Source organism: Caballeronia choica, assembly GCF_001544535.1.
Classification (GTDB): domain Bacteria; phylum Pseudomonadota; class Gammaproteobacteria; order Burkholderiales; family Burkholderiaceae; genus Caballeronia; species Caballeronia choica.
Map to the genome: position 1 here is coordinate 1 of NZ_FCON02000548.1, position 809 is coordinate 809.

Here is an 809-nt window from a genome sequence, read left to right on the forward strand (position 1 = left end):
TACATCGGCCGGAAGAGGTGGCCGAACGCGCGGCTGACCTTCAGCGGCCGCTGCAGGCCGCGCACGGCCAGACTGTAGTGCCCGTTCTCGTCGCGCGTCGCGCTCAGGATGGCGTTCGCATTGACCATGACGCCGCGGTGCACCTGAATGAAGTCGGTCGAGTCGATGCGGGCCATCAGTTCACGCAGGCTCATCCGCACCAGCGCTTCGCCCGTCGGCGTCACGACGCTCACGTACTTCTCCGTCGCCTCGAAGCAGATCACCTCAGCCACTGGAATCATGCGCACAGTGTTGCCCACGCCGGCACGGATGACCTTGATGCGTTCGCTCGATCCGGCCTCCAGCGCCGCGATCGACTGCATGCGCCGCATCAGCGCAGCCCTGTCGCCCGCATCGGGTGACGCCGTGCGTGCGGCCAGCCGCACCTTGATCCGCTCCACGGTCTGCTGCAGACGCTCCGCTGTGGCGGGCTTGAGCAGGTAGTCGACCGCGGCGCGATCGAAGGCCGAGACCGCGAAGCTGTCGTAGGCCGTGATGAACACAAAGAGCGGCTCGGCGCGATCGTCGGGCCAGTCGTCCGCCACAGCCTCGGCCACCTCCAGGCCGGTACGGCCGGGCATCTTGATGTCGAGGAACATCACATCCGGTGTCGATGCCAGCCCAAGCTCCGTCGCCCGCAGGCCGTCTTCCGCGACGCCGACGATGCGAAGCTCGGGCCACACCTGTTCCAGCAAGCGGATCAAGGTGCGCGCGAGGACGGGCTCGTCTTCGGCGATGACAGCAGTGGGGGCGTCGGTGAGGGTCATGTC

Annotated in this window: 1 protein-coding gene; it reads right to left on the bottom strand. The window is 67.2% G+C overall.

What is annotated here, in order from left to right; translation table 11 throughout:
• Positions 1-809: LytR/AlgR family response regulator transcription factor (locus AWB68_RS45635; RefSeq protein WP_235028894.1), on the bottom strand; the 809-nt coding region annotated here is incomplete at both ends.